General features: G+C 32.5%; 15 protein-coding genes and 1 pseudogene. 14 read left to right on the top strand and 2 right to left on the bottom strand.

Annotation, left to right across the window (positions count from 1 at the left end):
* From ACM39_RS13840 to ACM39_RS13810, 7 genes are all read left to right on the top strand, one after another.
* The coding region (locus ACM39_RS13840) for an RHS repeat-associated core domain-containing protein (RefSeq protein WP_048511639.1) at window positions 1-948 on the top strand (948 nt) is incomplete at its 5' end.
* 3 nt (window positions 949-951) lie between these two features.
* The gene (locus tag ACM39_RS13835; protein ID WP_048511638.1) at window positions 952-1488 is read left to right on the top strand and encodes a hypothetical protein; all 537 of its coding nucleotides are present in this window, start codon (window positions 952-954) and stop codon (window positions 1486-1488) included.
* A 2-nt stretch (window positions 1489-1490) separates the two neighbouring features.
* Window positions 1491-1715: an RHS repeat-associated core domain-containing protein gene (locus ACM39_RS19645; RefSeq protein ID WP_048511637.1), complete on the top strand. Its 225-nt coding sequence runs from the start codon at window positions 1491-1493 to the stop codon at window positions 1713-1715.
* Window positions 1606-2427, top strand: coding sequence for a JAB-like toxin 1 domain-containing protein (locus tag ACM39_RS13825; RefSeq protein WP_410470250.1), 822 nt, complete (start codon window positions 1606-1608; stop codon window positions 2425-2427). Before ACM39_RS19645 ends, ACM39_RS13825 begins: the two co-directional genes overlap by 110 nt.
* The gene (locus tag ACM39_RS13820) at window positions 2428-3117 is read left to right on the top strand and encodes a hypothetical protein (RefSeq protein WP_048511635.1); all 690 of its coding nucleotides are present in this window, start codon (window positions 2428-2430) and stop codon (window positions 3115-3117) included. It begins immediately after the preceding gene.
* 213 nt (window positions 3118-3330) lie between these two features.
* On the top strand, window positions 3331-3966 hold the full coding sequence (locus ACM39_RS13815; RefSeq protein ID WP_048511634.1) for a hypothetical protein: 636 nt from the start codon (window positions 3331-3333) through the stop codon (window positions 3964-3966).
* Between the two features lie 11 nt (window positions 3967-3977).
* Window positions 3978-4283, top strand: coding sequence for a hypothetical protein (locus ACM39_RS13810; protein ID WP_048511633.1), 306 nt, complete (start codon window positions 3978-3980; stop codon window positions 4281-4283).
* Between the two features lie 137 nt (window positions 4284-4420).
* On the opposite strand, the gene ACM39_RS19485 is transcribed toward ACM39_RS13810, so the two are convergent.
* Complete coding sequence (locus ACM39_RS19485; RefSeq protein ID WP_228377116.1) at window positions 4421-4600, bottom strand: hypothetical protein; 180 nt, start codon at window positions 4598-4600, stop codon at window positions 4421-4423.
* 392 nt (window positions 4601-4992) lie between these two features.
* Here ACM39_RS19485 and ACM39_RS19480 point away from each other — a divergent pair, with 392 nt between their 5' ends.
* The 7 genes and pseudogenes from ACM39_RS19480 to ACM39_RS13775 all read left to right on the top strand — a co-directional run bounded on the left by ACM39_RS19480 (window position 4993) and on the right by ACM39_RS13775 (window position 8184).
* Window positions 4993-6102, top strand: a complete 1110-nt coding sequence (locus ACM39_RS19480; protein ID WP_048511631.1) for an RHS repeat-associated core domain-containing protein — start codon at window positions 4993-4995, stop codon at window positions 6100-6102.
* 4 nt (window positions 6103-6106) lie between these two features.
* A complete protein-coding gene (locus ACM39_RS13795; RefSeq protein ID WP_048511630.1) occupies window positions 6107-6772 on the top strand; it encodes a hypothetical protein in 666 nt (221 codons plus the stop codon).
* Window positions 6773-6834: 62 nt separating this feature from the next.
* Window positions 6835-7023, top strand: a pseudogene (locus tag ACM39_RS18895) (RHS repeat-associated core domain-containing protein); the annotation flags it as partial.
* The gene (locus ACM39_RS13790) at window positions 7016-7258 is read left to right on the top strand and encodes a hypothetical protein (protein WP_048511629.1); all 243 of its coding nucleotides are present in this window, start codon (window positions 7016-7018) and stop codon (window positions 7256-7258) included. The pseudogene ACM39_RS18895 and the gene ACM39_RS13790, both read left to right, overlap by 8 nt.
* On the top strand, window positions 7230-7466 hold the full coding sequence (locus ACM39_RS13785) for a hypothetical protein (RefSeq protein WP_048511628.1): 237 nt from the start codon (window positions 7230-7232) through the stop codon (window positions 7464-7466). Before ACM39_RS13790 ends, ACM39_RS13785 begins: the two co-directional genes overlap by 29 nt.
* Before the next feature lie 102 nt (window positions 7467-7568).
* Window positions 7569-7781 carry a hypothetical protein gene (locus tag ACM39_RS13780; protein WP_048511627.1) on the top strand — a complete coding sequence of 71 codons (213 nt, stop codon included), beginning with the start codon at window positions 7569-7571 and terminating at the stop codon, window positions 7779-7781.
* Between the two features lie 10 nt (window positions 7782-7791).
* Window positions 7792-8184, top strand: coding sequence for a hypothetical protein (locus ACM39_RS13775; protein ID WP_048511626.1), 393 nt, complete (start codon window positions 7792-7794; stop codon window positions 8182-8184).
* Window positions 8185-8313: 129 nt separating this feature from the next.
* On the opposite strand, the gene ACM39_RS13770 is transcribed toward ACM39_RS13775, so the two are convergent.
* Complete coding sequence (locus ACM39_RS13770) at window positions 8314-8607, bottom strand: helix-turn-helix domain-containing protein (RefSeq protein WP_048511625.1); 294 nt, start codon at window positions 8605-8607, stop codon at window positions 8314-8316.
* Window positions 8608-8691 lie beyond the last annotated feature (84 nt).

Below are 8691 nucleotides of genomic sequence, written 5' to 3'. Positions count from 1 at the left end.
ACGGATACCAATAATTATTATCCATTCGGGCTAAACCACATAGGCGGAACAGGTCACGCACAGCTGGGAAGTTATTTTAATTATAAGTATAATGGGAAGGAGCTGCAGGAGACGGGAATGTATGATTATGGCGCGAGGATGTATATGCCGGATATCGGTAGATGGGGAGTTGTTGACCCACTAGCGGAAACTTCAAGAAGATGGAGTCCTTATACATACGCTTATAATAATCCGATAAGATTTGTTGACCCTGATGGAATGCAGAATGAAGATAAGATTAAGATTTTCAATAATGGTAATATAGAAAGAACAAAAGACAATAATGTTTATGATACCGTTACCAACGAAGATGAATCCAAATCTATTCAAATTGCAAGAACAAATGTGTCAGAATCAAATCCTACAGGAGACTCGCAAATAGGAAATGCTAAAACGGTTTCTTATAATACACCTGGTCACGAGGGAGTTGCAGGAGGAAATGAGTTTACCTATATGCAGATACAAAATTATGATATTGCAACACAGGTTTTTGAATTTGCAGCTAGCAATACCTCTGTTGAGCTTGGACAAGATACATTTAGTTTTTCTGATGGCTTTTCTACAAATATTGTAGGTACTAATCATTCTACTAATGAAAGTGCTAGTGCTGCAGATGTTCTTGAAAGTAATAATTTAGGAGGTTCGGGGTTCCATATTACAAAAGATGCAATTCGACAGGAAAGAGTACACTCTCATCCACCAGGTTCTGAATGGGGCCCGTCAGGTTTCGATGTCTCTCGTAACAGTAAAACAGGAGAGTTAACGGTTCAAAAGACTTTCTTAAATCCTGCAGGAGATAGAAAAGCTTACAATCCTAATGTGGGAAGTACATATCAATATACACCCGGAGTAGGTTATTTTAAATATAATAGAGATACAGCAACATATACAGGAAAGACAAAAAAATAAATTATGAAAAAATATTTTTTATTAGTTTGCATAATTATTTTAGCGAATAGTTGCAAAAATAATTTTCATGCCCAACAAAAGAAGGATGTTTACCAATCCATTGTTAGAGCATTTATAGAAGATAGAAGTTCACAAGTAAAGATTGATTCTAAAGAAAATATATTGATATTAGGTGCTAATAATAGCGAGAATGACAAGGATTCTTACAATATTGTAATGTCTTTTGTAAATCCAAAATTATTAAGTGGATTTGAGTACAGTAAAGTTTATATTATTGATGGATATAGATTAATTATAGATGAATCAAAAGAGTCAAAAAATAAATCACAGATATTTAAAAACTCATTTAAAGAGACAAAATTTGAGAATTTAAATCAAGCAGAGAATATAATAGATTATGATTCTAAATATTGGCTTATCACATTTAATTCAAAAAATGAAATTATTCGAATATCTCCTTTTCAAAAATCAAAATATATAAAAGATTTACTTTTAAAAAAAGGAATAAAGTTCAGTCAAGATTTTGAAGATAATGAATAGTAATGTTCCCCCTCGCTCCCGCACGATTTTATCGTGTGGGAGATAATAACAAGTTTCACATTTTAGTTACATATAATTATAAGTATAATGGGAAGGAGCTGCAGGAGACGGGAATGTATGATTATGGGGCACGTTTCTATATGCCTGATATTGGAAGATGGGGGGATGATAGACCCGTTGGCGGAAAAATACTTTCCAATGTCTCCTTATCATATGTCCGGAAATAATCTGATTTTCTATGTCGATGATAATGGAATGAACTACGACGATTATGGTATAGATGATAATGGAAATGTTAGTTTAATTCAGAAAACAGATGATAATTTTGATAGACTTTACAAAGCAAAAAGCGATGCAAATGGAAATGCTGTAAAAGATGCAAATGGTAACGCACAGAAAGAAACAGAAAGAATAGGAAAAGAAAACAAGGATTATGTGAAAGTGGATAAAAGCAGTCCTTCAGATGGAACTATAATTAGTCAACTTTCAGGCAAAGATAGTAGTGGATTAAGTCATGGAACTACAAATAATTTTACAGATGCAAGACAAGTATTTCAATTTGCTGCGGATAATAGTCGTGTAGAATGGTCAATTGGAGGATTTAGAATAGGAAAAGAAAATACGTTTTTAGTAGGAACTACCCACCTTACTGATAAAGTGCAAGCACCTCGGGAATTTAGAGAAAAAGGACTTACCTATGAGAATAATATTTATTCTGGACATACTCATCCATATTCTAGAATGCCACAACCTCATGATGTAGGAATATCCAATCCCGATGCATATAATTTTATATACTATACAGGAGCAGGTTATAGGGATGGAAGAGAAAATTATTTTGTCCCTTTTAGTATTATTCAGGGAAAAGATGGCAAACCAATAGCTTCTCCAAAACTAAACCAAAGACAGCAAGTTAAATTACCTAATTTGATTAAATAAATGAGAACTATATATTTTTCTATATTGCTTTTTGTGAACGTACTCTTTTCAGCACAAGATAGGTTGTTATTTATAAAAAATAATGAAGTTCAAAAAGAAGTTGAAAAAAGTGTAGAATATTTAAGTAAGACCAATATTATTCCCATAGAAATCAAAAATAAAGTTGTCTTTATAACTTTTGATTTTGATGATATTTTTGATGAAGCACAAGCAGAAATTATGGGTATTAATTATTCAACTTATTTACCAACAAAATATTCTGTTTTAAACGCAGATGGACAATTTACAACTGATTCTCAAAACAAAATAAAATACTTTAATTATTCTCAAAACATTGTATTTGTGTTTTTCAAAGGAGATAGATTTTTTGATCAAGATCTAATGAAACAATTATCAAATAAAGTTCAGATTAGTGAAGAAAGTTTTACAAAGTCAGAGTATTTTAAATATGAAAAAGGTAATGAAGTTACATTGGATGCAGTTGAGAATTTTATTTCCTTGGAAAAGAAAGATAATAAATTTATTCCAGTTCGAGTTAATACGTTTGATTTAAAAACTTTTATGGAAGTTTGGTATGGATTAGATGTAAATGAAATTCCAGTTGGTGAAAGTAGACAGTATTCTGCAAAGTCTAAATTGTTGAAGAAAAAAACTATAAATAATTTTCATACGCACCTCAACAACAAATAAAAATTTCTTTAACATTACAAGTACAACGGTAAGGAGCTCCAGGAAAGCAAAATGTATGATTATGGGGCGAGGATGTATATGCCGGATATCGGGAGATGGGTGTGGTAGATCCATTAAGTGAATTACAATTTGCTACAGTCCATATTCTTATGTTTATGGAAACCCGATTAGATTTAATGACCCAACGGGGATGATTGGAGAACCTTGTAAGAGTTGCCCAAACCCGATCCAAATGCAACTTATGGTCCTAAAGGAGGACAGCTTATACAAGAGGTTGTTATAACAAGTCATAAAAAATCTGCGAATTTTGACTTTAACAAAATCGCAGAAATCATGACTCCTATAAGACCTGTAACTCCAGCAGAACAAACAATGTTAGATGCGAGATATGGAAAAGCAAATGGTGTAATGGGCAGTCTCAATGTTATGTGGAAACAAATTAAAGATGTGCCAAGTAATTTAGCGGATACGTGGGAAAATTTAAAATCAATTGGAGATAGTGAAGACAAAGAAGAAGCTATAATAGCTACAGCAATTTTATTAGTTAATTTAAAGAAAGGAAAAATTGGTAATATTGCTAAAATGGGTGTCGGTAAAAACACTTCCGGTTGGGTAATCAGTAAAGTTTTTAATTCTTTAGATACTTCAATACAAGCAAAAATTAAAAATGCTATTAGTAAAGGAATAGTTGCTCCTACAGGACAACAAGAAATAATAAAATTAACTGCAACAGAGGCTGCTCAGACAGGATATCAATATAAAGTTAAAATTTTAGGTAAAGGGGGTGACATTAGGATTTATGGTAATCCAAATGGTCATATTGTTTTTGAAAAAGTTATGGGGCACTAATATTAATAAAAATGTTAAATAGAAATATAGAAGATTTATTCAAACTTTCTTTAGAGTATATAAATAATATTTTAAAAGATGAAGAAGTTTTACAAGAGTTAAAAGAGTCTTGTGAAAATGAAAATATAAAACTAATAAACAAGAATATTTCTTATGTTTTATATGACAAGAATGAACTATTTAAGAATAGTTATAAGATTGAAATAAGTATAGAGTGTAAAAGGAAAAGCATAGGTTCTTATGTTTTGTATTTAGATGAAGGTAAAAATTTTATTGATGAGTTTTTTGTTATAAAACCCGATCTTGCGGATTTGTAATCCGCGAGCAAGTATAAAGAACCCACCGCAAAGCGGTGGGTTTTGTGTTTTATAGCGCAACATTTTGCTTTATAAAATCCTTAAATTTTTTCTGGTTGATAAAAGTATCAATCATTTTAAAAATCATAGATTTTTCATCAGGTTCCAGTTCCTGTATTAGTTTTAACCTGTTCTACGAGCTCCTTATCTTCTATCTGTACTTCTTTAGGAGCTTTTTTGCCCTCTTCAAAATGAATAATCTCATCAATCTTCATTTTGTACAAATCGGCTAATTTTTCCAGCACTTTTACAGGAATCTCCCGTTCTCCTTTTTCCATTCTATTATAATTAGGAATGGCACTCAAGAAGTAAATTAAATCTCGCTTTAGGGTTAAGTGCAAATAAATACACACAGATTATTACTTTCTCAAATAGCAAAATAGTTTTAGCGTTTGTTGTTAATGATAAAGACTCTTATAAATGTGAATATGAGTAATTTCCCCCGCAACGCAAAGTCTCCCCCGACTTTGTAGCAAATAAAAATTACCCACCGCAATTAGGGTGGGTTATATTTTGTTTCGTTTTGTAGAAGAGGAAACAGAACCGTGCAGACGGCACAAAACTTCGCAAAACATACAGCAGCGGAGGCGGAAAAGGTTCTCCTGTAACGAAAAACATAACAGATTACCTGGATGGTTTTCAATATACTTATCGCGAATCCTCTACGTGTTTGGGGTGTAAAACAGAAGTCGCTTTCGAGCAGCAGGCTTTCAAAACATTTGATCCCCTGCCCACCATCCTACAATGGGACCTTGATTTTGTACCTACAGCAGAAGGATTTTACAGTTTCACGGAAAACCATTATATTTACCAGTACAGAGATCACCTGGGAAATGTAAGGGTAAGTTTTGGAAAAAACAGCGAAGGCGTTCAGGAAACCACGGATACCAACAATTATTATCCATTCGGATTAAACCACATAGGCGGAACAGGTTACGCACAGTTGGGAAGTTATTTTAATTATAAGTATAATGGCAAAGAACTTCAGGAGACAGGGATGTATGATTATGGAGCGAGGATGTATATGCCTGATCTGGGAAGATGGAGCGTAATTGATCCACTGACGGAAATGTATCAACCATTTAGTTCTTACAATTATGTTTTGAATAATCCTATTAGTAATATTGACCCCGATGGAAGAGAAGTAAAGAATGATTATCAATTACTTAAAAACGGGGAGGTTAAACTGATAAAAGAAACACAAGATAAATCAGATACCTTATATGCCAGTGATAAAAATGGAAATGTAAATACAGGTAAAAGTATTACTGTAAATAAAGCCGAAGCTAAAGATGCAACAATTATTAGTCAGCTTGAAACCAATGTTGACGGTAAGCAAAGATATGGGACAACAACCAATGGAACAGATGCCAGAAAAGTATTTCAATTTGGAGCTGAAAATACAAATGTAGAATGGTCAATCGGTGGTTTTGATACAAAAGGAAAAGGAACGGTTGATAAGTATTTAGTAGGTACTTCAGGGGTTACTGATAAAGTGACTGCACCTTGGGCTTTCGGAGAGAAAGGACTAACCTTTGACAATGTTCTATATGCAGGACATACCCATCCATTCACAAGAATGCCACAGCCACACGATAACAACATATCAAAACCTGGAATTTACAATTTTATTTATTATACAGGTGCAGGCTATGGAGATAAACAAAGAGAAAATTATTTTGTACCATACTGGTTAAGGAAAGATGAAAAAACTGGTAAGAATATTGCCACTCCAAAATCAAATTATAGATCAATAAAACTACCTAACTTAATTCCTTAAAAATATGCGAATCTTTTTTTTAGGGCTGTTATTAATCAGCAACCTCTTTTTTGCTCAAGACAGATTATCATTTATAAAAGATAATGGTGTTAAAAAAGAAATACAGCGAAGTATTGAATATTTAAATGAAACCAAGTTTATTCCTATGGAAATAAAGAATAAAGTTATTTTTATAACTTTTGATATAGAAAAGGTTGTAGAAAGAGAAATGTTAGGATTTAATTATTCAACCAGTATTCCCTTGTCATGGGGAGTTTTAAATGAACAGGGGCAATTTATTTTTCATGAAGATCAGTACAATAAGTGGATGTTTTATAATTATTCCTCACAGATAGTATTGGTGTTTCGTGGTAGTTTAGAATATTTTGATATTGATCAAATGAAAAAATTATCCAATGAAATCCAGATTAACAAAAAAAATATAATTAGATCGGAATATTTTACTTTTAATAAAGGAAACGAATTTACAGAAGACTATCCAGAAAATGCTATCAGTTTTGACAAAAAAAACAACGAGTTTATTCCAGTCCGAGTCAATACGTTTGATTTAAAAACCTTTGTGAAAGTTTGGTATAGGTTAGATGTAAAAGAAATTCCAGTTAGTCAAACAAAATATAAAGCAACAAGTAAAAAGAATTCGGAATATAAGTTTCATACACATCCTAAATAATCCTTCTCGCTACCACGATTGTATAATATGGTAGATAAAAAAAACTCGCAATTTGCGAGGTTACTTATCAATATAAGTACAACGGCAAGGAGTTGCAGGAGACGGGAATGTATGATTATGGAGCAAGATTCTATATGCCAGATTTAGGTAGATGGGACATGGTGGATCCGCTGGCGGAAACTTCAAGACGTTGGTCGCCTTATAACTATGCTTTTAATAATCCATTACGATTTATTGACCCTGATGGAAGACAGGGAACAGATTGGGTACAGACAAACTAATCAGGTTTACTGGAATAATAACGCAGTAAGCCAAGCAACAGCAGGAGCAAACGAAACCTATTTAGGGAAAAGCGGAACTTATTCAGCAGCAGATGGTTCTTATGTAAACTTAAATCCGGATGCTTCATTTACAAATACTTCTTTTAATATAACGAATATTGGAATCGGTACAAATCTTGACCCCATTAATTCAGGGCGGAGATAATGCACCAGCAATGAGTGCAATGGCTTTTGGAAATGACGATGGTTCATATATTAGAGCTAATCCTGATAATCCTTTTGCTAATCCTTCTTCACAATTAGCTTACAATGGATTAATCGGTATGCAAATGGCTGCATCTGGAATTGCTGTGGAAGCAGCATTAGGTGCAGTAGGAATTACGGGTGGATTATCTTTATCTACAACAGGTTAGGTTACAGGAGATGGATTAGGAGGTGTAGGAGTCCAAACAAGTTTTAAGTCTATTCCTTATGGAAATCCTATTTTACATTCTAGGTTAGCTGGTCAAACAGATATGTTTCATGCATTCGATAATGCGTTAATTCCCAAAATCATGGAAGAGGGAACTTGGACTCAAAGACTTGTAGATGGTTCTTCTTTCTATGAATTATCTGAAACAATGAAATCATCAAGAAGTTTATATCAAGGTAATTATGAAATAGGTATTAGTCCTGAAAATGTAATTTTTCACAAAGCATTTAGACCTCTTAGTAAAACAAAATTATAATTTTTTATTTATGAAAATTTCAAGTATAAATAATGATTCTTACATCTTATTTCATCCATTTAAGAAAGAATCTGAAGACAACATTAATCCTTTGTTTTTAGCTACAAAAGTAGAAGTAAGGATTGTAAATTTAGTGACTGTTGAAAAGTTAAGTTTAGAAAAAATAGATATAGATTATATTCAAAAAGGATTAAATAATTTATTCAATAAAAATATCTTCCGTTTTGCTTATGAGGATTTGGATAAACGTTTTTCTTTAGACTTTGAAATAGGAAACAATGACGAAATATGTATTAATGGACAAGTTCGTGATATAGGGTATTTATATAATTTATCTTTTGAATTTTATACTAAAAATGAAAATATAAAAGATTTTTTAAGTTCCTTTCCGCAAATTCTGTAATCAACTATAAGTAAAAAAATGCTACCGCACGATTGTATGGTGTAGCAAATAAAAAAAGAACCCACCGCTTTGCAGTGGGTTTTGTGTTATTTAGCAAACGCTTGTTTAGTTTTAAAATTTTGGATAATGCTATCTACGAGAAATAACAGGTGTCCTTTGATTACGATCGAGCTTGTCGATATCTTCGATGTGCTTCATTACTTCTTTATCGTAAGAAAAAACCTCACCCCCTCCGATCAAATAATCTACCGTTACATCAAATGTTTTAGCCATTTTCATCAACACTTCAATCGAAGGAGTATTTGCATTACGCTCGTAGTTCCCGATGATCGTTCTGGAAACTTCAATCCTTTTGGCAAAATCTTCCTGCGAAAGATTAAACTGTTTGCGAAGCTGTATCATGCGTTCTCCAATGTTCAACATACTTGACGAATATTAAGTTAAAATAGCAATTATGAGCAAATTTAGATAAAATAGTTTGACAAAAGAAATGTGTTTTTGTTGTCT

The organism is Chryseobacterium sp. FH2 (assembly GCF_001045455.1).
In the GTDB taxonomy this organism is placed as follows: Bacteria; Bacteroidota; Bacteroidia; order Flavobacteriales; family Weeksellaceae; genus Chryseobacterium.
Note: the sequence above shows the minus strand (reverse complement) of the source record. Positions and strands in the feature narration are given on the sequence as shown.

Coding starts and splice junctions, on each gene's coding strand:
- ACM39_RS13780 (WP_048511627.1), top strand. CDS start 7,569: ATGTTTCATGCATTCGATAATGCGTTAATTCCCAAAATCATGGAAGAG.
- ACM39_RS13810 (WP_048511633.1), top strand. CDS start 3,978: ATGTTAAATAGAAATATAGAAGATTTATTCAAACTTTCTTTAGAGTAT.
- ACM39_RS13820 (WP_048511635.1), top strand. CDS start 2,428: ATGAGAACTATATATTTTTCTATATTGCTTTTTGTGAACGTACTCTTT.
- ACM39_RS19645 (WP_048511637.1), top strand. CDS start 1,491: ATGTTCCCCCTCGCTCCCGCACGATTTTATCGTGTGGGAGATAATAAC.
- ACM39_RS19485 (WP_228377116.1), bottom strand. CDS start 4,600: ATGGAAAAAGGAGAACGGGAGATTCCTGTAAAAGTGCTGGAAAAATTA.
- ACM39_RS13825 (WP_410470250.1), top strand. CDS start 1,606: ATGATTATGGGGCACGTTTCTATATGCCTGATATTGGAAGATGGGGGG.
- ACM39_RS13775 (WP_048511626.1), top strand. CDS start 7,792: ATGAAAATTTCAAGTATAAATAATGATTCTTACATCTTATTTCATCCA.
- ACM39_RS13770 (WP_048511625.1), bottom strand. CDS start 8,607: ATGTTGAACATTGGAGAACGCATGATACAGCTTCGCAAACAGTTTAAT.
- ACM39_RS13835 (WP_048511638.1), top strand. CDS start 952: ATGAAAAAATATTTTTTATTAGTTTGCATAATTATTTTAGCGAATAGT.
- ACM39_RS13790 (WP_048511629.1), top strand. CDS start 7,016: ATGGAAGACAGGGAACAGATTGGGTACAGACAAACTAATCAGGTTTAC.
- ACM39_RS13795 (WP_048511630.1), top strand. CDS start 6,107: ATGCGAATCTTTTTTTTAGGGCTGTTATTAATCAGCAACCTCTTTTTT.